We start from the raw sequence: 22,142 nt of genomic DNA on the forward strand, positions 1-22,142 counted from the left end.
CCATGACTGCCTTCCACCGACTGCTCGCCGCCCTGCGGCGCCACAAGTTCGCCACGCCACTGTTCCTGCTGGCGGTGCTGGCGATGGTGATCCTGCCGCTGTCGCCGGCGGTGCTGGACGCGCTGTTCACCTTCAACATCGTGCTGGCCATCGTGGTGATCCTGGTCAGCGTCAATGTGAAGCGACCGCTGGATTTCTCGGTGTTCCCCACCATCATCCTGGCCACCACCCTGCTGCGGCTGACGCTGAACGTGGCCTCCACCCGCGTGGTGCTGCTGCACGGCCATGAAGGCACCCATGCCGCCGGCCGGGTGATCGAATCCTTCGGCCAGGTGGTGATCGGCGGCAACTTCGTGGTCGGGCTGGTGGTGTTCGTCATCCTGATGATCATCAACTTCGTGGTGGTGACCAAGGGCGCCGAGCGTATCTCCGAGGTCTCGGCGCGCTTCACGCTGGACGCGCTGCCCGGCAAGCAGATGGCGATCGATGCCGACCTCAACGCCGGCCTGATCAACCAGGAAAAAGCCCAGCAACGCCGCAAGGACGTGGCGATGGAGGCCGATTTCTACGGCGCCATGGACGGTGCTTCCAAGTTTGTACGCGGCGACGCGGTGGCCGGCATCCTGGTGCTGCTGATCAATATGCTGGGCGGCCTGGCTATCGGCGTGGCGATGCACGACCTGAGCTTTGCCGAGGCGTTCAAGCAGTACGCGCTGATGACCATCGGCGACGGCCTGGTGGCGCAGATTCCGGCGCTGCTGCTGTCGGCCGCCGCCGCCATCATCGTTACCCGCATCAGCGACGACGGCGATTTCGAGCAGCAGGTCGGCTCGCAGCTGCTGGCCTCACCCGGCGTGCTGTACAGCGCCGCGGCGGTGATGTTCGTGCTGGCGGTGATCCCGGGCATGCCGTGGTTCAGCTTCCTGGTATTTGCCGCGCTGCTGGCCTATGTCGGCTGGCGTGTCGGCCAGCGGCAACCGTTGGTCGCCGACAACGGCCAGCAGGCGCTGAGCCAGGCGCTGCTGGCGGAAAACCACAGCGAACTGGAATGGCACAGCCTGCCGTTTGTCGAGCTGCTGTCGGTGCAAGTGGGCTACAAGCTGGTGAATCTGCTGGACCCGAGCCAGGGCGCGCCGCTGCTGAAACGGGTGAAAGGCATGCGCCAGAGCCAGAGCGAGGCGCTAGGGCTGCTGCTGCCGCTGATTCCGCTGCGCGACGATCTGGCGCTGAAACCCAACCAGTACACCATCCAGCTGGGCGGCACCGTGGTGGCGCAGGCGGAGATTCCGGCCGAGCGGCTGATGGCGATTCCCTCCCCCACCGTGTATGGCGAACTGGACGGCATGCCGGGGGTGGACCCGGCCTACCGCATGCCGGTGATCTGGATTGCCAGCGACGACAAGGCGCACGCGCTGGGGCTGGGCTACCAGGTGGTGGACCCGGCCAGCGTGATCGCCACCCATGTCGCCAAGACGGTGCGCGACTACCTGCCGGAACTGTTTCGCCACGACGATGTGGCGGCGTGGCTGGAACGACTTACCGCGCAGGCGCCCAAGTTGGCCGCAGCGCTGGACAAGGCGCTGACGCACAGCCAGTTGCTGAAGGTGTTCCGCGTGCTGCTGGCCGAGCATGTGGCGCTGAAGGACGTGGTGCCGATTGCCAGCACGCTGCTGGAAAACGCCGAGGCCACCAAGGACCCGATCCTGCTGGCGGCGGAAGTGCGCTGCGCGCTGCGGCGCCAGATCGTGGCCGGGCTGATCGGCCCGCAGGCGGAGATGCGCGCCTTCAATCTGGGCGGCGAGCTGGAAAACATGCTGCTGGGCGCGCTAAGCCAGGCGCAGCAAAGCGGCAAGGTGGCGCTGGACAATTACCCGGTGGAGCCGAACATCCTGTCGCAGCTGCAGCAGAACATGCCCATCATCCGCGAGCAGATGAAGCAGCAGGCCAGCGCGCCGCTGCTGCTGGTGATGCCGCAGATCCGCCCGCTGCTGGCGCGCTACGCCCGGCTGTTCGCGCCGGGGCTGGCGGTGCTGTCCTACAACGAGATTCCGGAAAACCGCGACGTCAGCATCATCGGCACCCTCGGTTAAGCATCCGGCCGCCGCCAACGTTGGCCGCAGTTACGGCGGCGGCAGCTGCAGTGCCGCCAGCTCGGCCAGACAACCGCGCAGCAGCGCGGCGCCGTGCTCGGTCAGCGCGCGGATACGGCAGCCGACGTGCAGCTGCTCGCCCAGCAGGCGGGAATGGAACGGCCGGCACAGCCGCACTTCCAGCTCGGCTTGCAGCACACGGCCGGCGCCCAACTCGATGCGCACCTTGGGCAGCAGCCGCCCCGGCAGCAACTGCGGCAGCTCGCGTGGCGACGCATACAGGCCGATGCCGCCCAGCGACAGGTCGTAGACATTGGCCTGATATTGCTCCCCCAGCAGGGTAAAGCTGGCGCTGAAGCTGCGCCCCAGCGGCGCATCCAGCCGCAGGAAGGCGCGCCGCTGCCAGCGGGTCAGCTGCCACGGCAGCCCACACTGCAATTGCTCGCCGTGCTGCAGCAGCGGCGGCAACTCGCACTGCACGATGCAGCCGGCGCCGATCGCCACCATACGCCAACCGTCCGCCTGCAGTGGTAGCGGCGGCTGCACCCCGACCGGCAGATACAGCTGCAGCAGCGGACCATCCAGCGGCAACAGCCGCGCGCCTTCGAAGGCAAGCTCGCTGCCCGGCGGGTACAGGTACAGTGCCGCCTTGTCCTGCTGCAGCGTGGTCAGCAAGGCGGCGATCTGCGCGCTGTCGCCCAGCTGCTGCGGACGGGTATCGGTGGCCGGGTTGATCACCCCGGCGGGCATCAGGCTATCGACTTCGCTCATGTAGTGGTGCTTTCTGCTTGCGCTGGCGGCGCGCCGGCCGCCAGTGCCTCCTCTGCCGCCGCTTGCAGCAGCAAGATCATGTGTGCCGCCAGCCGGAACTGCGCCAGTGCCGGCACGCTGGTGCGCCGGCCCGGCCCGGCGCGGGCCACGGCCACCTCCAGCCGGCCAAGCTGCAATTGCAGCAGCAGCGGGTAGCCCGCGGCCAACATGGCCTGCCGCCAGCGCGGCAGGCAGGCCTGCCACTGCGCCAGCACCGTGGCCGACTCGCTGTGCAATTGCAGCAGCGGGCCGGCGGAACTTGAGCGCAAACGCAGCAACACCGCGCCCCAGTACGGCAATTGCAGTTGCAGCAGCAGCTCGTCGCCGCTGTCGCCGCCCGCCGCCGGCTCTTCCTCCGCCAGCGCCAGCCGCAAGGTCTGCCCCGACCAGCAGTGCGCCAGACACCAGCCTTGTTCCGCCAGCCTTCTGGCCTGCGCCTGCGGATCGTGCTCGGCACGCACACCGGCCAGCAGCATGGCGGGCAGGGTCGCGCCGCCATCCGGCAGCGGCTTGGCGACCGCCGCCAGCAGCAGTCCGCGCCAGCCGGCAGCCAAGGTGTCCGCCGCCGGTTTTTGCAGCTGCCAGCCCTGCAGCCTCGCCTGCTCCGCCGCCGCCGGCAGCTGCCGTGGCGCGACCTCGGCCGCGTGGGCGGGGGTGTACAGCGGCAACAGCAGCAGCTGCAGCCGCGGCTGGGTGGCCACCACCCGCATCAACAGCTGCGCGCCGGGCTGCAGCTCGGCAGCCACCAGCCCCGGCAGCAGCAGCGTCAGCCCCTGTTCGGTGACCACCCGCACGCCCAGCTGCTCGCGGGATAGCACCGACAATTGCAGGGTGCTGCCCACCGCCGGCAGCGGCTGTGCCGGTGCCGCCGCTTGATGGTCGCTGCGCAATGCCTGCGCGCCGATCGAAGGCTCCACGATCATGATTCAGTCCCTGCCCCGGCGGGAAACGTAAAAAGCCAGCTGCAGGGCAGCTGGCATCAGTGAGCAAAACGCGAGATTTGCCGAGGAATTACTGCAGCAGGGACATGGCCATGGAGGACATGCTGCCGGACTGCTTCAGCATCGAGGTGCTGGCCTGCAGCAGCATCTGCTTGGTGGTCATGGTGGCGCTTTCCGACGCGTAGTCGGTGTCCATGATGCGGCCCTTGGCCTGGGATACGTTGTTGCTGATGTTGTTCAGGTTGTTGAACACGTGGTCCAGACGGTTGGCGACCGCACCCATCGAGGAGCGCAGGGTGCCAACCGAATCCAGTGCTGTGGCCAGTTTGTCGATGGTGGCATTGGCGTTGGCAGCATTGATTTCAGTGCCCAGAGTCGCCGCAGCCGGCGTTTTGTAAGTTGCGCTGACACCCTGCACGGCCCAGTCCAGATCACCCACTTGCTTGGAAGCATCGAAAGTCAGCTTTTCGGCCGAGGCGGCACCAATCTGGAAATTGATGGTGCCTGAAAATTTGCCACCAACTGTGGCCAGGGCGGTATTGGCAGCGGTACCGGTACCGGTTTGGGAGCCAGTCAGCAGCGCAGTGCCACCAAAAGTGGTGTTGGTCATGATGTTGTTCAGCTCGCGACCGAGCGCATCGTATTCCGCCTGCATTGCATCCTGGTCTTTAACGGTAGAAGAACCGTCGGCAGACTGGGTCGCCAGATCCTTCATGCGGGTCAGAATGTTGGTCACTTCGCCCAGTGCGCCTTCACCGGTCTGCAGCATGGAGATGTCGTTCTGGGTGTTGCGCATCGCCACCTTCATGCCGCTTACCTGGGCATTCAGGCGGGTAGCGATCTGCAGGCCGGCAGCGTCGTCCATGGCGGAATTGATGCGGAAGCCGGTACCCAGGCGCTGCATGGTGGTGGACAGGTCTTTCTGGGTGCCTGCCAGCGCGGACATGGTGGACAGGGAAGCGGCATTGGTGTGCAGACTGAGCATGACTAACTCCTTGTATGTTGTCGGATGCGGGCAGCGTTGCATGCCCTCACTGACACAAGGCGACGATCATGCGCCGAAGCTTAAATTTTATTTTGAAAATTTTTACTCCAGCCGAAAGCTGGCGCTGTAAATAGCGGCTATCCCGGCGGCCAGACATGAAAAAACGGGGCCGCAGCCCCGTTTCTTGTACCAGCCATTGCGGCCAACCTTACAGCGTCAGACCACCGGTTACTTCGATGGCGGCGCCGTTGATGTAGCTGGCTTCGTCGGATGCCAGCCAGGCGTACACATTGGCGATTTCTTCCGGCTGCGCCATGCGCTTCATCGGCACCTTGTCTTCCATTGCCTGGATCACTTTTTCCGGCATGGATTTCAGGATCGGGGTGGCCACAAAGCCCGGGCACACCGCGTTGGCGCGAATGCCCTTCTTACCCAGTTCCTTGGCCCAAGTCTTGACGAAGCCGATGACGCCGAACTTGGAGGCGGCGTAGTTGGTCTGGCCGAAGTTGCCGTACACGCCAACCACGGAAGACGCGTTCAGGATCACGCCTGCACCTTGCTCGATCATGGTGTCCACCACGGCCTTGGTACAGTTGTAAACACCCTTCAGGTTGATGTCGATGACCTTGTCGAACTGGTCTTCGCTCATCTTGATCAGCTGGGCGTCCATCACGATGCCGGCATTGTTGACGAGAACGTCAATGCGGCCGAACTGCGACTTCAGGGCACCAACCATGTCGGCGATCTGGGCCCTGTCGGTAACGTCAACCTTGTAACCAACCGCTTCGGCACCGCTTGCCTTCAGTTCTTCCACCACGGCATTCACCGCGTCCAGATTGATGTCGCACACGGCGACAATCGCGCCTTCCTTGGCGAATTTTTCGGCAGTGGCCTTACCAATGCCACTGGCACCACCGGTAATGATGGAGACTTTCCCTTTCAAGCGCATAGTTCTTCCTTTGCTGAAATTGCAGGCGACCCGATAGTCGACCGGTTGTTGCCTCCACCACCGACCTTCGAGATAGCTATCCCTGTTTTTATCTGTCTTTGTATTTGTTATGCAGGTTGGCTACTGCAATTTATTGCACCGCACAACCTATCGTGCGGTGCAATATAGCGCATGGTTGCCGCGAAGGTAAAGCAATCGCTCTAGCGGCTTTACTGGCGCTGCCATGGGTGTGGCAAGATGGGTGCAACATGCAAAAAGGGTGGCTTTCGCCACCCTTTCTTGCATTCCGGGAACCGTTTATTCCAGGCCCTTGCTGGCCAGATAGTCCTCGTAGTTGCCGGTGTAGTAATCGTAGCCGCCCTTGCCATCCAGTTCGATGATGTGGCTGGCCAGCGAGCTAACGAACTGGCGGTCGTGCGATACGAAGATCAGGGTGCCCTTGTACTTTTCCAGCGCCATGTTCAGGGCTTCGATCGACTCCATGTCCATATGGTTGGTCGGTTCGTCCATGATCATCACGTTCGGCTTCTGCAGGATCAGCTTGCCGTACAGCATGCGGCCCTTCTCGCCACCGGACAGCACGCGCACGGCCTTGTCCACGTCATTGCTGCCGAACAGCAGACGGCCCAGCGTGCCGCGGATCACCTGCTCGTCGTCGCCATCCTGGCCCCACTCGCGCATCCATTCGGTCAGCGTGCTGTCGCTGTCGAACTCGGCCTCGTGATCCTGGGCAAAGTAGCCTACCTGCGCCTTTTCCGCCCACTTGATGCTGCCGCTGTCAGCGGTCACGCCTTCGGCAAAATGCGCCTCAAAGGCACCGGCCATCAGTTTTACCAGTGTGGATTTACCGGCACCGTTCGGGCCGATGATGGCCAGACGCGCGCCCGCTTCCAGGATGAAGTTCAGATTCTTGAACAACACCTTGTCGCCATAGGCTTTGTTGATGCCGGAAACATCCACCGCCTGACGGTGCAGTTTCATTCTGTCGTCCATCTCGAAACGGATGAACGGGCTCTGGCGGCTGGACGGCTTCACTTCCACCATGTCGGCCTTCAGCTTGTCCACCTGCTTCAGGCGGCTGGTGGCCTGACGCGCCTTGGACTTGTTGGCCGAGAAGCGGGCCACGAATTCCTGCAGTTCCTGGATACGCTCCTTGGCCTTGGCATTGGAGCTGAGCTGACGTTCACGCGCCTGGGTGGAGGCGATCATGTAGTCATCGTAGTTACCCGGGTAAATGCGGATGGTGTTGTAGTCCAGATCCGCCATGTGGGTGCACACTTCGTTCAGGAAGTGGCGGTCGTGCGAGATGATGATCATGGTGGAGTTGCGCTCGTTCAGCACATGCTCCAACCAGCGAATGGTGTTGATGTCCAGGTTGTTGGTCGGTTCGTCCAGCAACAGGATGTCCGGATTGGAGAACAGCGCCTGCGCCAGCAAAACGCGCAGCTTCCAGCCCGGCGCCACTTCGCTCATCGGACCAAAATGCTGCTCTACCGGAATACCCACACCCATCAGCAGCTCGCCAGCGCGCGCCTCGGCAGTGTAGCCATCGTACTCGGCGAACTTGGCTTCCAAGTCGGCCGCACGCATGTAATCGTCTTCGGTGGCTTCCAGGTTGGCATAGATGGCATCGCGCTCGGACATCGCGGCCCACATCTCGGTATGCCCCTGCAGGACCACGTCCAGCACGCGCTGGTCTTCATAGGCGAACTGGTCCTGGCGCAGCTTACCCAGGCGCAGGCCGCTTTCGATCGCGACTTCACCGCTGGTCTGCTCCAGGTCTCCGCCCAGGATCTTCATGAAAGTGGACTTGCCGGAACCGTTGGCACCGATCAGGCCATAGCGGTTGCCTTCGCCAAACTTCACGGAAACCTTGTCGAAAAGCGGCTTGGCGCCGAACTGCATGGTAATGTTGCTTGTCGTAATCACGCGGCTAATTCCTTATACCAGTCTCTGATGTGTACCGGAAAACCGTGCATTTTAGCACAAACGTCCTAACAATCAGCGGCTTGCGCCTTGTACGTATTGCTTGCGCCCGGCAACGGGAATTCCGCTACAATCAGCCGTCTCTATTCAACTCTTATCCAGATAGGCAGACCCATGCTCACCGGCAGCCTTGTTGCACTGGTCACCCCGATGTTCGAGGACGGCCAGGTCGATTTCGAATCGCTCAATCGTCTCGTAGACTTCCATATCGCCAACGGTACCGACGGTATCGTTGCTGTCGGCACCACCGGTGAATCCGCCACCCTGGGCGTGGAAGAACACATCAAGGTCGTCGAGGCCGTGGTAAAACATGCCGCCGGCCGTACCCGCGTGGTAGCAGGTACCGGCGGCAACTCCACCGCCGAAGCCATCGAACTTGCCCGCCTGGCCAAGGGCGCCGGCGCCAGCCACACCCTGTCGGTAGTGCCGTACTACAACAAGCCGACCCAGGAAGGCATCTACCAGCACTTCCGCGCCATTGCGGAATCGGTGGATATCCCGGTGATCCTGTACAACGTACCAGGTCGCACCGTCGCCGACATGAGCAACGATACCGCCCTGCGTCTGGCCCAAATCGACAACGTGGTTGGCCTCAAGGACGCTACCGGCGATATCGGTCGCGCCTGCGATCTGGTGCTGCGCGCACCGGCTGATTTTGCCCTCTACTCCGGCGACGACGCCACCGGCATGGCCTTCATGCTGTGCGGCGGCCATGGCGTGATTTCGGTTACGGCCAACGTGGCGCCACGCCTGATGAGCGAGCTGTGCAAAGCCGCCCGTGCCGGCGAAACCTTCGCCGCCCGCAAGATCAACGACCAGCTGCAAGGCCTGCACAAGCAACTGTTCATTGAACCCAACCCGATTCCGGCCAAATGGGCAATGCACCGCATGGGGCTGATGCCTGCCGGTCTGCGCCTGCCGCTCACCCCGCTGAGCAGCAGTGCCGAATCCATCGTCGAAGCCGCCATGCGCCAGGCCGGCGTACTGTAACCAGCCGAACATGCCAATGAACAAAACCCTGATGACCGGCCTGCTGTGTGCAGGCCTGCTATCCGCCTGCGCCAGCAGCAACCCGGACAGCAAATACGATTTCAAATCCGACACGCCGAAAGCCAAAGCCAGCCTGGAAGTCCCGCCGGATCTGAGTATGCCGAGCCAGCAGGATCGCTACCCACTGCCAAGCAGCACCAGCGCGCTGGCGCAACAACAAGCCGCAACCCAGCCTGGCAAGCCGGCCGGGCAAGCCATCCTGCAGCAGACGGCCAATGCCAGCCTGGAACGCGCCGGCAGCCAGCGCTGGGTGAGCGTACAGAACAAATCCCCGGCGGAACTATGGCCACTGTTGAAAGCCTTCTGGCAAGACAACGGCTTCGTGATCCAAAACGAAGATCCGGAAATCGGCTACATGGAAACCGATTGGGCGGAAAACCGTGCCAAGCTGGGCGCCAGCGGGCTGCGCAACTTGCTGGAAACCGTCGGCCTCGGCTCGGTAATGTCGACCCCGGAACGCGACCGCTTCCGCATCCGTATCGAGAAGAACGCCAATGGTACCGATGTCTTCTTCAGCCATCGCGGTATGTATGAAATTTATATCAGCGAAGAAAAAGATCAGACTCGCTGGCAACCGCGACCAACCGACCCGGAACTGGAAGCTGTCTTCCTGGAGCGCTTCATGGTGCGCCTGGGCGTGGATGAGAAAGTTGCCGCTCAAAGTCGCGCCCAAGTTGCAACCGCCACCGCCCCGACTACCAAGGCACGCATTGCCGATGGCGTCATTCAGCTGGATGACAGCTTCGATCGCGCCTGGCGTCGTGTCGGCCTGGTACTGGAACACAACGGCCTGACCATCACCGACCGCGATCGCTCGCTGGGCGTGTACTTTGTCAGCCCGGAGGAAGATGAAGCCAAGGCCAAAGAAAAAGAAGGCGGTAGTTTCTGGAGCAGCCTGGCTTTCTGGCGCGACAACACCAAACCGGCCAACGATGCCCGTGCCAGCCTGCGCGTGCAGCTGACTGCCGCTGGTGAGCGTCAGGTGAAAATCGACGTACGCCCGGAAGGCAACACCCCGTTGCCGGCCAAGCAAAAAGAGCAACTGCTGCAGAAAATGACAGCCGAGCTTAACTAAGCACGCATTGTCGCCAACAAAAAAGCCCGCAAATGCGGGCTTTTTTTACGACTTATGCCAGGTAGCACAACGTACAGACAACAAAAAACCGGCCAATGGCCGGTTTTTTCGCAATCACAAAAGTGATTACTGAGCTGCGGAAGCTGCCGGTGCGGAAGCGTCAGCTGCCGGAGCGGAAGCGTCAGCTGCCGGAGCGGAAGCTTCAACCGGAGCGGAAGCCTCAACGGCCGGAGCGGAAGCTTCTACCGGAGCTTCTTCTTTTTTACCGCAAGCGGACAGAGCAACGGCCAGCAGGGCAGCAACGAGGAGCGACTGTTTCATTTGGTTATTACCTTTGAAAGTAAGTTGAACAAGACGTCTGGTTCACTACCTTCTCAGCAAAAGCGCTTACTAGAGAAAGCAGTGGAGATACTGTCAGTGCGCAGGATTGTAGCACGAATAAAATTGCTGGGAAGAGGGGATGCGCTAATTTATTGCAGATATTTCGTTCATTCATGCTGCAATGCAGCAACACGAACGACCCACCTCTTCTTCCGCAGCCAACATTCTTCGTTTTCGATCCTGCGAGAATATTGGCATGTTACGGCAATTAGCCGGCCTCTACCAGTGGGTACCACCATCCAGTGAGGTAGCCTTCATACAATGTGGGCAACATCGTGTCTGTAATGCCTGTCCCGGCAAGCTGCCTGTCATTGGCCAATTGTTGCCAAGCAGTCAGGTCTGCCGGTTCACATTCCAACACACTTCCGTTGCAGTACAGCATTTCATTGGCATAAAGAATCTGGCTTTTCAAATCCAGCACGATGCCATGTTGTTGAACTGCCTCGGCAAATTCCTGCTCCTCCAGCTCATCATCCGGCGCATCGTAGAATACGTGCGGCTTGGGCTCGGTAAGGTAATGCCCAAGAAAATCGGTCACTGTAGCCTCATCCCAGCGAATCTCGCGCAGCATGCGGCCAACCTGCGCCACCATGCTGTCATCGATGCGCGCTGGGTCGGTTTGGGTCGTCAGTTGTGGATCGGCATATCTACCATCCATGCAAATGCGGTCCTGCAGGTAAACCAGGAATTCGGTGGCCAACTCTTGCGCGGACGGCGCCCTGAAGCCGATGGAATAGGTCATGCCCGGTTCCAGCGCCACACCATGGTGTGCGCAGCGGGGCGGCAGATACAGCATGTCGCCGTGCTCGAGAATGAACTCCTCTTCCGGCTGGAAGTCCCGCAGCACCTTGATCGGCGCGTCTTCGATGAAGCTTTCATCCTGCTGGGTCGAGATCTGCCAGCGCTTGCGCCCTCCCACCTGCAACAGAAATACATCATAAGAATCAAAATGCGGCCCGACAGTCCCGCCCGGCGGCGCATAGCTGATCATCAGGTCATCCAGCCGTGCATATGGAATGAAATTGAAGCGCCACAGAATATCGGCCACGTGCGGCAGATGGTGATTGACGTTCTGCACCAGGATGGTCCAGTCGCTTTGCGGCAGGCGCTTGAAACGCGACGGGCGGAACGGGCCGCGCTCCAGCTTCCACTGGCCGTTGCGAAACTCGATCAGGCGCGACTCCACCTCTTCCTGCGTGGCAAGCTCGGACAGCACCTCAAAACCCACCAGCTCGCCGACATCCTTAAGCGCGCCGCGAATCAGCAACGGCTTCTTATGCCAGTAATCCTGCAGGAAGGTGGCGGCCGACATGCCGCCCAGAAGGTCAATTGGTTTCATGGCAATTTCTCGTTGTGCCATCAGGCAATGGTTTACAATATCAACAGCGTGTTTTTCGCAGAAGTCTGCCCCATCCGCCGCCACAGTGGCGTGCGATGCCGCAAACTTCCCTTCATTTTCTTTACGACGGTACCGCCTCATGCAAATCGTTAAAAACTCGGTCGTGACTCTCCATTACGAAATGTACGACGCCGATAACAACCTGCTCGACAAGACCGAAGAGCCGATCGCCTACCTGCATGGCGGCTATGACGGTATCTTCCCGATGGTGGAAGAAGCCCTGCATGGTAAAGCCGTTGGCGAGTCCGTGACCGTGACCATGAGCCCGGACGACGCGTTTGGCGACCCGGAAGAAGAGCTGATCCGCGTTGAGCCGCTGGACGCGCTGCCGGAAGATGCCGAAGTCGGCATGATGTTCGAGGCTGACGATCCGGAAACCGGCGACATCATCCTGTTCCGCGTCACCAACGTGGCCGACGGCAAAGCCGTGCTGGATGGCAACCATCCGCTGGCTGGCCTGACCATCCGCTTCGTGGCCACCGTAGCCGAAGTACGCCCGGCCACCCCGGACGAGATCACCCACGGTCACGCCCACGGCGAGCACGGCCATCACCACTAAGCCGCCGCTGGCGCGCTGACAAAACGGGGCTCAGGCCCCGTTTTTGTTTTGCCGCCACGCCAGCCCGGCCAGCAGCAATACCAGCAGGTTGTAGCCAAGATACGCCTCGTTCGGCACCCCACGCTGCAGCTTCCACAGCGCCACCACCACCGAGACCGGCAGCAACAACGCCAGCAGCAGCCGCGCCCGCGGCCAACGCGCGACCGGCACGCCATACGCCAGCGCCGCCACCGCATAGCCCACCGCCGCACCGACGCACACATCCAGCGGCCAGTGCACGCCTATGGCTAGCCGCGACAGACACACCAGCCATACCAAGCCCAGCCCGGCGGCCTGCAATGCAACACGCCGCCCAGCTGTCAGCAAGCCGCACAGCAAGGCCACCGCGATGGCATGGCCGGACGGAAACGAACCGTTCCCCGGCAGCACATCCAGCAACTGCACGCTACCCGGCGGCAACACCAGCGGCGGACGCGGCACCGCAAAGCCCGCCTTCAGCGCAATGGCGGCGGCGATCCCCAGCAGCAGCGCCAGCGTATAGCGCGGCAGCTGTGCCGGCTCCCACGCCGCCCGCCACAGCAACAGCGCAATCACCAGCGTCCACTCCCCCGCCATGCTCAGCAGGCGCCAGCCCACCGCTGGCAGGCTGTGCGCCGCATGGTGCAACTGCAAAAACACCGCCTGATTACGGCCACTGGCGGCCAACATTAGCGCCAGCAACGCCCACAGCAGGGCCAGGCGCAGATTGCTCACGGTTGCATGCCCAGCGTGACCCGGTCATTGCCGGCCAGGTCCGGCAAGGTCGCCACCTGCTGCAAGCCGGCCGCGGCAAACAGCGCACGACACGCGGCGCCCTGGTCATAGCCGTGCTCCACCAGCAACCACCCCCCCGACAACAAACATCCCGGGGCGCTGGCGGCAATCTCGCGCAGACACGCCAGGCCATCGTACTCGTCGGTCAGCGCCATGCGCGGCTCGAAGCGCACATCGCCTTCATCCAAGTGGTGATCATGCCGTTCGATATACGGCGGATTGCTGACAATGGCATCAAAGCGCATGTCAGCCGGCAGCGGCGACAGCCAGCTGCCGTGATAGAACTGCACCGCCGCACCAAGGTTGGCCGCATTGTCCTGCGCCACCGCCAGCGCGACAGGCGACAGATCGACCGCCGCCAGTTGCCACTGCGGCGCTTCCAGTGCCAGCGTGCAGGCGATGATGCCGCTGCCGGTCCCCAAATCCACCACCTGCGCCGCCTTGTTGCGGCCAACCTTGTCCAGCGCCGCCTCGACCAGGTGCTCGGTTTCCGGACGCGGAATCAGCACCGCCGGTGACACGACAAACTCGCGGCCATAGAATTCGCGCCGCCCTAGCAGATAGGCCACCGGCTCGCCGGCAAGGCGCCGGGCGGCCAACTGTGCAAAGGACTGCCACTGTGCGGCCGGCAGCGTATCCGGCCCGGCGGACACCATCGCCGCGTGGCTGAGGCCGGTGACGTGGGCGAGCAATAACCGCGCCTCCAGGCGCGGCAGCTCGAAATGACGCAGGGCTTCGTTAAGCGTAGGCATGATTCACAGCAGGAACAGGCTGGCCAGCCCTAGGAAAATGAAGAAGCCGCCGGAGTCGGTACAGGCGGTAATCAGCACACTGGAACCCACCGCCGGATCCTTGCCAAAACGCTCCATGGTGGTCGGAATCAACACCCCCATGGTGGCGGCCAGCATCAGGTTCAGCGTGGTGGCGGCCAGCATCACCAGCCCCAGCGAGAAATTGCCGTACATCATCCAGGCCAGCAGACCCAGCATGCCGCCCCACACCAGACCGTTGATGACACTGACGCCCAGCTCCTTGCGCCACAGGCGCCGCGCCTGCCCGGCCTGCAACTGGCCCATGGCCAGTGCACGCACGATCATGGTGATGGTCTGGTTGCCGGAGTTGCCGCCGATGCCCGCCACGATCGGCATCAAGGCGGCCAGGGCCACCAGCTTTTCGATGGAACCTTCGAACGCCCCGATCACCCGGCTGGCGACGAACGCCGTGCACAGGTTGATCGCCAGCCACGACCAGCGGTTCTTCACCGAGTCGATCACCGGTGCAAACAGGTCTTCCTCTTCCTTCAGACCGGCCAGGTTCAGCGCCTCGGTGTCGGATTCCTCGCGGATCACGTCCACCATCTCGTCCACCGTCAGGCGGCCGACCAGCACGCCCTTGTCGTCCACCACCGGCGCCGTCACCAGGTCGTAACGCTCGAACGCCAGCGCCGCATCCACCGCCTCTTCTTCCGGGCTGAAGCTCACCACCTCGGTGGCCATGATGTCGGCCACCTGCGCCTCCGGATCGGAGATCAGCAGCTTGCGGATCGGCAGCACGCCTTTCAGCACGCCGTCTTCATCGGTAACGAAAATCTTGTCGGTCTGATGTGGCAGCTCGTCGAAACGGCGCAGATAGCGCAGCACCACCTCGCAGCTCACATCTGCGCGGATCTTCACCAGCTCGAAGTCCATCAGCGCACCGATCTGGTGCTCCTCGTAGGACAGCGCCGATTGCAGCTGCTGGCGCTCCTCCTCGTCGAGGCCGCCCATCACTTCGTACACCACCTGCCGCGGCAGGTCGGCAGCCAGATCGGCCAGCTCGTCGGCATCCAGCTGCTCGGCCGCCGCCACCAGCTCGTGCTGCTCCATCGACTCGATCAGCGACTCGCGTACCGCGTCGGACACTTCCAGCAGGATGTCGCCTTCGTCGTCGGCGTCCACCAGATCCCACACCAGCAGGCGGTCATCCAGCGGCAGCGCTTCCAGGATGTAGGCAATGTCGGCCGGGTGCAGCCCCTGCAGCTTGTTTTCCAGCTCGGCCAGGTTCTGCTTGTGCACCAGCGATTCCACCAGGTCATGCTTGGGCATTTCCTGGCGATGGACGAGCTCCTCCACCAAGTGCTGGCGCTCAATCAGGCGCTGCACCTGCAGCAGGTTTTCCTGCAGACGATCGGTAGGTTGTTTCTTGTCGACAACCGTCATGCACGTCTCCTTCCGCCCAGGGCGGAGTGCACGCACAATCCGGCAATAGGCGGGGTTATTGGTCAGCCAGCTTGGCTGTTAAAAGATGGGGCAAATGAAAACTGGGTAAGTCCATGAGTAAAACCGCGCTCCCTGCGCAGCCATCACGAATAGAGGCGCGCATTGTAACATGCCGCCTGCAGGCAGCGGTTACGGATTGTTGACAGCACAATGGCCGCGGACGGACTGTCGGCGGCCATGCGAAATTGGCATGCAGCGGGATCAGGGCGTGTCCGCGTAGGCCATGCGCCGCTGGATGATGCGGGTCTTGCGCGCCAGTCCCGGCGCATTGCGATGCGCATCGTAAAAACGCGGGTTGGGCACCATGGCGGCCAACTTGGCGGCCTGGCCGGCGGACAGTCTGGCGGCGCTGTTGCGGTAATAGTATTTTGCTGCCGCCTCGGCACCAAACACGCCATTCCCCCACTCGATCACGTTGAGATAGATCTCGAAGATGCGGCGCTTGTCCATCACCGCCTCCAGCATCACCGTGATAGCCGCCTCTTCCAGTTTGCGCCACGGGGTTTTCCGGCTGGACAGGAACAGGTTCTTGGCCAGCTGCTGGCTGATGGTGGAACCACCGGCCACGATGCGCCCCTGCTTCAGGTTCTTGTCGAACGCCGCCTCGATGCCATCCCAGTCAAAGCCTTCGTGATCGACAAACTTGGCATCCTCAGAGGCGATCAGCGCCCGCTTGAGGTTGCCGGAGATGCGCTCGTACGGCACCCACTTGTGGCGCAGCTCGGCATCCGGGTCATCCTCCTGCAGCTTGGCCAGCTGCTCGTTCATGAAAGCGCTGGCCGACGGGTTGTTGCTGCGCCAGTAGACGATGTGGCTGAAGATCCACAGGTTGTACAGAAAAAGGGCGGCCAACAGCACCGCCCCGATTCGCAAAGTCCAGCGCAGCACTTAAGCCAGCACCTCGCGCAGCATATTGGTCACCTTGCGGGTATCCGGCTGCACTCCGCGCCAGATACGGAACGCTTCCGCCGCCTGCTCCACCAGCATGCCCAGGCCATCGGCCAGCATGCCGCAGTGCTCGGACTGGGCGCGACGCAGGAACGGGGTCAGGCCGCGGCTGTACACCATGTCGTAGGCCAGCGAACGACCGCTGAAAATGCCAGCCGGGATCGGCGGCAACTCGCCAGACAGGCTGGTGGAGGTGCCGTTGATGACGATATCAAACTGTTGCCCGGCCAGCGCCTCGTAGCTGCTGGCACTGATCTGCCCCAGCGCGCGGAACTGGTGCGCCAGCGCCTCGGCCTTGATCACGGTGCGGTTGGCGATGGTCACGCTGCCCGGTTTTTCCGCCAGGATGGCCGGCAGCACGCCGCGCACGGCACCACCGGCACCCAGTAGCAGCACGCGCTGGCCGGCCATCGCCACATCCAGGTTTTCCACGATGTCGCGCACCAGACCGACGCCGTCGGTGTTGTCGCCATATACCTTGCCATCACGGAAACTCAGCGTATTTACCGCCTCGGCCAGGCGCGCGTTGTCGGTCACCTCATCGGCAAAACGGAAGGCATCGCCCTTGAACGGCAGGGTGACATTGAGCCCCTTGCCGCCGCCGGCGGCGAAGGCGGACACCACTTCGTCGAACTTACCCAGGTCGGCAAACAGCTTTTCATACTGCAGGGCCTGGCCGGTGGCATTGGCGAATTCGGCATGGATGAACGGAGACTGGCTGTGCGACACAGGATTTCCGATGACGGCGTAACGATCGATCATGGTTTACATCTTCCGATAAGGGTAATTGGGCAAGCCGGTGGCAGCCGCTTGGCCGAGGGCACACTTTGCCTTGTCGGCCAGGAAACTGCAACCGTTGCCCCGCCTTGCTGTCAGCCCTGAATCCAGGGCAGACCGGCTGCCTTCCAGCCATTGACGTTACCGCGCTGCTGCGCCGCATCGCGATCGCCCTCGAAGCCCTCCAGAATATTGTACACCTCGCGGTAGCCAGCCGCTGCGGCCAACTTGGCGGCCTCGTCGGAACGGGCACCGGAACGGCAGATGAACAGCACGGTGGCGTCCTTGGCCACCTGCGCCTCCAGCTGCGCCACGAACTGGGCATTGGGCACCATGCCGGGGAAGGTGCGCAGCTCCACGCGCACCGCCTCCGGCACCACGCCGACAAACTGCCACTCGGCGGCACTGCGCACATCCACAATCACACTACCCGGCAACGCCTGGCGCAGCGCCCAGGCTTCGGCGGGCAGCAGCGCACCACTATAGGCAAGACCAAGTTGGGCACCGCGTTCGCGTGCCGTGGCCAGCAGGTTTTCTGTCGTCATGTTGTATTCCTTCTAACGCCGGCGCCTTGCGCCGCGGGTGAATGGGCTGTCATCGGGACATCACAGTGTCACCTGCATGATAATGGCTGTCATCATTCAGTGGGCAAATGGCGCACCAGCAGGCTGGCGCACCAACTTGACGCAGCAATTGTCTCCCTCGCCTCAAGTTGGTGCACCATAATGGGTCGAGTGCGGCCAACCTTGCACCAACGCCCTGAAATAGCGCCGTTACAATCTGGCACACTTCATGCTTTAACCCCGGCACACCTGTATTGAGTGCCTACAATCCCCGGCACATAGCTTTCTCACTAGGAGATATCCATGGCGGTTGCAGACGTAGTCAAGCTGATTCAAGACAACGACGTTAAATTTGTCGATTTGCGCTTTACCGACACAATGGGTAAAGAACAGCACGTTACCATCCCGGCACACGTACTGCTGGAAGATGCCGACGAGTGGTTCGAACGCGGCCACGCGTTTGACGGCTCCTCCATCGCCGGCTGGAAAGGCATTCAAGCCTCCGACATGCTGCTGATGGCCGACCCGGCTACCGCCAAGATCGACCCGTTCTTCGACGAGCCGACCGTATTCATGTCCTGCGACGTGATCGATCCGGCCGACGGCAAAGGTTACGACCGCTGCCCGCGTTCGGTTGCCAAGCGCGCCGAAGCCTACCTGAAGGCCTCCGGCATTGGTGACACCGCCTACTTCGGTCCGGAACCGGAATTCTTCATTTTCGACAGCATCACCTGGGGCACCGACATGTCCGGCTGCTTCGTGAAGATCAAGGCAGAAGAAGCTGCCTGGGCTTCCGCTGAAGAATTCGAAGGCGGCAACACCGGCCACCGTCCGGGCGTGAAGGGCGGCTACTTCCCGGTACCGCCGGTTGACTCCTCGCAAGACATCCGCTCGGCCATGGTGCTGCTGCTGGAAGAGCTGGGCGTACCGGTAGAAGTCCACCACCACGAAGTGGCCACCGCCGGCCAGAACGAAATCGGCACCAAGTTCAGCACCCTGACCCAGCGTGCCGACTGGACCCAGATCCTGAAGTACGTGGTCCACAACGTGGCCCACAGCTACGGCAAGACCGCGACCTTCATGCCTAAGCCTATCGTTGGCGACAACGGCTCCGGCATGCACGTGCACCAGTCGATCTGGAAAGACGGCAAGAACCTGTTCGCCGGTGACGGCTACGCCGGCCTGTCCGACATCGCCCTGTACTACATCGGCGGTATCATCAAGCACGCCAAGGCGCTGAACGCCATCACCAACCCGGGTACCAACTCCTACAAGCGTCTGGTTCCGCACTACGAAGCTCCGGTGAAACTGGCCTACTCCGCCAAGAACCGTTCCGCCTCGATCCGCATTCCGCACGTGGCCAGCCCGAAAGGCCGCCGCATCGAAGCCCGCTTCCCGGATCCGCTGGCCAACCCGTACCTGTGCTTCGCCGCGCTGATGATGGCTGGCCTGGACGGTATCCAGAACAAGATCCATCCGGGCGATGCTGCCGACAAGAACCTGTACGACCTGCCGCCGGAAGAAGACAAGCTGATCCCGACCGTGTGCGCGTCGCTGGATGAAGCCCTGGCTGCCCTGGATGCAGACCGCGAGTTCCTGACCCGTGGCGGTGTGTTCTCCAACGAATGGATCGACGCCTACATCGAACTGAAGATGAAGGAAGTGAACCTGACCCGCATGACCACCCACCCGGTGGAATTCGCGATGTACTACTCGCTGTAATCTTGATATACGTCTACTGACGTCCATCAAAATTCACAAAACCCGCATGGCTAAAGGCTTTGCGGGTTTTTTCATATCTATTAGCGTCCACCAAAGCACGGTAAAAGCCAGTCAAAATTGCCCCCGTTCCGCCCCCGTTTTATAGTGATGTCTGACCGAGTCAAAAAACGGGGGCACCAATGCCACTTACCGAGCTGCAATGCAGCAAAGCCAAGCCTGAAACCAAGGAAAGACTCCTGCCCGATGGAGGCGGCTTAACCCTGCTGATTCGAACCAAGGGGACCAAGACTTGGCTCTACCAATTCCGTTTCGCCCAAAAAAAATACAAGCTCAACTATGGCAACTACCCTGACATCGGCCTGGCTGACGCCAGAAAACTGCATACAATCGCCAAACAGTTACTAGCCTTGGGCCAACATCCAGCTGAACTTCTCGAAAGCAACGAGGCTCGCCGCATGATCCTGGCCGGGCACAGCTTGATTGAAGTGGAAGCCGCTCGCGCACAAGCCATTGCCGATGCGCAGCAAGCAGCCAGAATGACCTTTGGCGAAGCTGCTGAGCGCTACAAAACCGAATGGGTTGATCGCAACTGGAAGTCCCCCGATAAAGGATTCTCGCCAGTTCGTGTTCACTTACTTCCCAAACTGGCCAGTCTTGCCTTGGATGAAATTGACACCCCGATATTGCGCGAGCTGCTATACGACGTCCGTGAACGACGTGGGGTACAAGCATCATTAATCTCCCATGGATGGGCTGCGCGGATTTTTGGCTATGCCCTGGAGCATGACTGGTGTTCGCACAATCCCGCTCAGCAAATAAAAGCTGCACGCATAGGCAGCCGAGGTAAGCGTGATCGTTGGTTGACTGTGCAGGAAATTCGTCGCTACCTCGCCGGGCTCTATCAGGCTGATTGCTACCGGGGCTACAAGCTAGCGCTACACCTACTACTGATGTTGGCACTACGCAAAAACGAGTTGGTCGGGGCAAACTGGAAGGAGTTTGATCTCGAAACGGGTGAATGGCTTATTCCTGCTTCACGCATGAAGAACGGTAAGGAGCACCGGGTATTCTTGCCGCATCAGGCCATCACCATGCTTCAAGAGCTACACAGGTTGGGAGGGGATAGCGAATGGGTTATGCCTATGCCCAGCAATAGGAAGCGAGTCATGCACGGCAACAACCTTAATGGCACACATGCTGCAGCTATTAATGCTGCCAACATCGAAGACTACGTCATACACGATCATCGACATACTGCCAGCACCCAGTTACGTGAGCTTGGGCACCCTTCTGAGGTGGTAGAAGCCGCCCTGAGCCACGCCATACCGGGCATAGCGGGGGTTTATGCCCACACCCAGTATAAGGAACAGCGACTGGCCATGCTTCAATCTTGGGCAGACTTCCTTGATAGCACCATGAATGAGCAGACAGTAATTCAGGCCACGTTCCGCAAACTGGCATAGCAATTGTGTCCGTCTGGACTGAATGACGATATGCAAAACTTTCCATAAGGTCGAAACACCGTCACTTGCACAAAAAAACATCCCGACCGCCCCGGGATGTTTTATGCCCTACCACCAGCTAAACAGCCTGCCCGCCAAGGCGGACAGTTTGCTGCTGACGAACTCCCAGCTTTCACGGGCAATGGCCATCACCCCCGAGGTCAGCGTGTCCCATAACCCCTGGTTAGCCGAACGCCAGGCACATTCCGACACCGTCTCCTGGCGGGCTTCACGGGTAAAGCTCCACTTTTTTTCAGCCGGCAGGATGGTGACGATCTTCTCCACCAGCGCCACCAGACCATAGCCCTCCTCGGCCGCGATGGCACAGACCTGGCTGGGCGGCAGCTTGAACACCCGGCACACCTGCGCCACCTTGGCGTCGATGTTCTGCCGCTGGTAGGGGCCGGGATAGTTCTTTACCCAGTCCCATTCGCGGCATGGTTCGATCTTGTCGACCTGGCTGACCACCAGCACCACCGGGGTGGCGCGGTCCCACAGTTCCGGCAGCAGCACCTGCTGGTAAAACTGTTCGTCAATGCTCAGGGCGCGGTCGTCCCCCTTGATCACCCACAGCACCAGATCCAACTCCGGCAACAGCTGGCGATACAGCGCGGTGTATTCGTCGTGGCGGCTGCCGCTCTCGCCGACGCCGGGCATGTCGATCAGTGACAGGCCTTTGCCCTGCTGGATGGACCAGTCGATTTCCTGAGGACTGCGGGTGCAGGCTTCCACTGCGCTGACTTCGGCCACCTCGCGGCCAAACAGTGCATTACACAGGCTGGACTTGCCGGCCCCGGTCTTGCCCATCACGCCGATGGTGGCGTGGTAGTTGACCACCGCATGCAGGCGGTCACGTAATTGCTGCAGCTCGTCCAGGGTCAGGCGGATGCCGGCACTGGCCAGCAGTGCGGCCACGTCTTCCGGCAGCTGTGCCGGCAGATTGGGTTGCTTGGAGGATGGCATAGGGTTCCTTTCGCCGGCGAACCAGCATAAAAAACGCCACCTGCGTACAGGTGGCGTGGTGTTGGTGAGTGGTCAGTTCAGGTTTGCGGGCACTGCTGCCGGATGCGCGTGAAGCTCTGCTGCAAGCGCTCGGGGAGTCGTTGCGTGGTCGACATTTCGACATCCAGTGCCAGGAATTCCTGCTCGGAGTATTCCTTCTGCAGCTGTGCCAGACCGCACTGACAGAACACGGGGGAGTTCCGGGCAGAGCAACTGCGCAGAAAGCCGTTCTTGGTGTCATTTCCGTACTCGTTACCACCCGAGCAGGCGGCCAGCAGCACGCCCAGCAGCCCCCACAGCATGGTCTTGTTCATGGTATTGCTCCCTGCTGG

General features: G+C 61.5%; 20 protein-coding genes. 6 read left to right on the plus strand and 14 right to left on the minus strand.

The window, feature by feature from the left end; translation table 11 throughout:
• Positions 1-2 precede the first annotated feature (2 nt).
• On the plus strand, positions 3-2,090 hold the full coding sequence (locus ABNW52_RS15705; protein WP_349589794.1) for a flagellar biosynthesis protein FlhA: 2,088 nt from the start codon (positions 3-5) through the stop codon (positions 2,088-2,090).
• Between the two features lie 30 nt (positions 2,091-2,120).
• Here the strand turns inward: ABNW52_RS15705 and ABNW52_RS15710 are convergent, their stop codons facing one another.
• The 5 genes from ABNW52_RS15710 to ABNW52_RS15730 all read right to left on the minus strand — a co-directional run bounded on the left by ABNW52_RS15710 (position 2,121) and on the right by ABNW52_RS15730 (position 7,704).
• Complete coding sequence (locus ABNW52_RS15710) at positions 2,121-2,861, minus strand: PilZ domain-containing protein (protein WP_349589797.1); 741 nt, start codon at positions 2,859-2,861, stop codon at positions 2,121-2,123.
• A complete protein-coding gene (locus tag ABNW52_RS15715) occupies positions 2,858-3,823 on the minus strand; it encodes a hypothetical protein (protein WP_349589799.1) in 966 nt (321 codons plus the stop codon). Before ABNW52_RS15715 ends, ABNW52_RS15710 begins: the two co-directional genes overlap by 4 nt.
• An 88-nt stretch (positions 3,824-3,911) precedes the next feature.
• The gene (locus ABNW52_RS15720; protein ID WP_349589801.1) at positions 3,912-4,826 is read right to left on the minus strand and encodes a flagellin N-terminal helical domain-containing protein; all 915 of its coding nucleotides are present in this window, start codon (positions 4,824-4,826) and stop codon (positions 3,912-3,914) included.
• 208 nt (positions 4,827-5,034) lie between these two features.
• Positions 5,035-5,775, minus strand: coding sequence for a 3-oxoacyl-ACP reductase FabG (fabG, locus tag ABNW52_RS15725; RefSeq protein ID WP_349589803.1), 741 nt, complete (start codon positions 5,773-5,775; stop codon positions 5,035-5,037).
• 297 nt (positions 5,776-6,072) lie between these two features.
• Positions 6,073-7,704, minus strand: a complete 1,632-nt coding sequence (locus ABNW52_RS15730) for an ABC-F family ATPase (protein ID WP_349589805.1) — start codon at positions 7,702-7,704, stop codon at positions 6,073-6,075.
• 171 nt (positions 7,705-7,875) lie between these two features.
• On the opposite strand from ABNW52_RS15730, the gene dapA reads away from it, so the two are divergent.
• On the plus strand, positions 7,876-8,751 hold the full coding sequence (gene dapA / locus ABNW52_RS15735; protein ID WP_349589808.1) for a 4-hydroxy-tetrahydrodipicolinate synthase: 876 nt from the start codon (positions 7,876-7,878) through the stop codon (positions 8,749-8,751).
• A 16-nt stretch (positions 8,752-8,767) separates the two neighbouring features.
• Positions 8,768-9,886 carry an outer membrane protein assembly factor BamC gene (gene bamC, locus ABNW52_RS15740; protein ID WP_349589810.1) on the plus strand — a complete coding sequence of 373 codons (1,119 nt, stop codon included), beginning with the start codon at positions 8,768-8,770 and terminating at the stop codon, positions 9,884-9,886.
• A gap of 589 nt (positions 9,887-10,475) precedes the next feature.
• Here bamC and ABNW52_RS15745 read toward each other — a convergent pair.
• A complete protein-coding gene (locus tag ABNW52_RS15745) occupies positions 10,476-11,606 on the minus strand; it encodes a ribosomal protein uL16 3-hydroxylase (protein ID WP_349589812.1) in 1,131 nt (376 codons plus the stop codon).
• A gap of 139 nt (positions 11,607-11,745) precedes the next feature.
• Here ABNW52_RS15745 and ABNW52_RS15750 point away from each other — a divergent pair, with 139 nt between their 5' ends.
• Positions 11,746-12,225, plus strand: a complete 480-nt coding sequence (locus ABNW52_RS15750) for an FKBP-type peptidyl-prolyl cis-trans isomerase (RefSeq protein WP_349589814.1) — start codon at positions 11,746-11,748, stop codon at positions 12,223-12,225.
• 30 nt (positions 12,226-12,255) lie between these two features.
• Here ABNW52_RS15750 and ABNW52_RS15755 read toward each other — a convergent pair whose 3' ends face one another.
• The 6 genes from ABNW52_RS15755 to ABNW52_RS15780 all read right to left on the minus strand — a co-directional run bounded on the left by ABNW52_RS15755 (position 12,256) and on the right by ABNW52_RS15780 (position 17,566).
• Positions 12,256-12,978, minus strand: a complete 723-nt coding sequence (locus ABNW52_RS15755) for a phosphatase PAP2 family protein (protein ID WP_349589817.1) — start codon at positions 12,976-12,978, stop codon at positions 12,256-12,258.
• On the minus strand, positions 12,975-13,790 hold the full coding sequence (gene prmC, locus ABNW52_RS15760) for a peptide chain release factor N(5)-glutamine methyltransferase (protein ID WP_349589819.1): 816 nt from the start codon (positions 13,788-13,790) through the stop codon (positions 12,975-12,977). The genes ABNW52_RS15755 and prmC overlap by 4 nt, the downstream gene beginning before the upstream one ends.
• A 3-nt stretch (positions 13,791-13,793) precedes the next feature.
• A complete protein-coding gene (gene mgtE / locus ABNW52_RS15765; protein ID WP_349589821.1) occupies positions 13,794-15,236 on the minus strand; it encodes a magnesium transporter in 1,443 nt (480 codons plus the stop codon).
• Between the two features lie 261 nt (positions 15,237-15,497).
• Positions 15,498-16,181, minus strand: a complete 684-nt coding sequence (gene mtgA / locus ABNW52_RS15770) for a monofunctional biosynthetic peptidoglycan transglycosylase (protein ID WP_349589915.1) — start codon at positions 16,179-16,181, stop codon at positions 15,498-15,500.
• A 3-nt stretch (positions 16,182-16,184) separates the two neighbouring features.
• Positions 16,185-17,006, minus strand: coding sequence for a shikimate dehydrogenase (gene aroE / locus ABNW52_RS15775; protein WP_349589823.1), 822 nt, complete (start codon positions 17,004-17,006; stop codon positions 16,185-16,187).
• 110 nt (positions 17,007-17,116) lie between these two features.
• Positions 17,117-17,566, minus strand: a complete 450-nt coding sequence (locus ABNW52_RS15780; protein WP_349589825.1) for a rhodanese-like domain-containing protein — start codon at positions 17,564-17,566, stop codon at positions 17,117-17,119.
• 321 nt (positions 17,567-17,887) lie between these two features.
• On the opposite strand from ABNW52_RS15780, the gene glnA reads away from it, so the two are divergent.
• On the plus strand, positions 17,888-19,306 hold the full coding sequence (gene glnA, locus ABNW52_RS15785) for a type I glutamate--ammonia ligase (protein WP_349589827.1): 1,419 nt from the start codon (positions 17,888-17,890) through the stop codon (positions 19,304-19,306).
• 179 nt (positions 19,307-19,485) lie between these two features.
• Positions 19,486-20,769, plus strand: a complete 1,284-nt coding sequence (locus ABNW52_RS15790; RefSeq protein WP_349589830.1) for a tyrosine-type recombinase/integrase — start codon at positions 19,486-19,488, stop codon at positions 20,767-20,769.
• A gap of 108 nt (positions 20,770-20,877) precedes the next feature.
• Here ABNW52_RS15790 and ABNW52_RS15795 read toward each other — a convergent pair whose 3' ends face one another.
• Both ABNW52_RS15795 and ABNW52_RS15800 read right to left on the minus strand, forming a co-directional pair.
• Positions 20,878-21,771, minus strand: a complete 894-nt coding sequence (locus tag ABNW52_RS15795; protein ID WP_349589832.1) for a GTPase family protein — start codon at positions 21,769-21,771, stop codon at positions 20,878-20,880.
• A gap of 77 nt (positions 21,772-21,848) precedes the next feature.
• A complete protein-coding gene (locus tag ABNW52_RS15800) occupies positions 21,849-22,124 on the minus strand; it encodes a hypothetical protein (protein WP_349589835.1) in 276 nt (91 codons plus the stop codon).
• Positions 22,125-22,142 lie beyond the last annotated feature (18 nt).

The organism is Vogesella oryzagri (assembly GCF_040148885.1).
In the GTDB taxonomy this organism is placed as follows: Bacteria; Pseudomonadota; Gammaproteobacteria; order Burkholderiales; family Chromobacteriaceae; genus Vogesella; species Vogesella oryzagri.